The organism is Paenibacillus sp. GbtcB18 (assembly GCF_019091125.1).
Lineage (GTDB): Bacteria > Bacillota > Bacilli > Paenibacillales > NBRC-103111 > Paenibacillus_F > Paenibacillus_F chitinolyticus.
Genome location: NZ_JAGXJX010000173.1, coordinates 1 through 377 on the forward strand (window position 1 = coordinate 1; position 377 = coordinate 377).

A 377-nucleotide genomic window follows, 5' to 3' on the forward strand; every position below is an offset into this window, starting at 1 on the left:
ATATGATTTGGAAAAATCGCTATATAAAGAGCAAGCTTCTTTGCATGTGTGCTTATCGTATCGTATAAAAGTAAAAAAAAATTAAAGAAAAGATAGAGCTTATCCCTCATACACATTAAGCTAAGTTTATGTGTATGAGGGGAATATTTGGTGTTCATTGTTGGTTGAGTGCTTCCGTACTCATATAAATATATTTGTTAGCTTCTAATCGACTGAAAGGTTGGATGAATGAACTATGAGCTATGTTTTGGCAAAACCAAACACATAGGTTTACTTGTTTGTAAAACGGATCAAATCTTTTTAACTAATCACTTCAAATTATTAGGCGGCACATACGGTTGTGATTTATTTGGAAACTAATACTAGTTCATTAAAAA

Annotated in this window: 1 pseudogene; it reads left to right on the forward strand. The window is 31.3% G+C overall.

The annotated features are described in order from the left end of the window. Positions 1-85, forward strand: a pseudogene (locus tag KVT34_RS29980) (class I SAM-dependent methyltransferase); the annotation flags it as partial. Positions 86-377 lie beyond the last annotated feature (292 nt).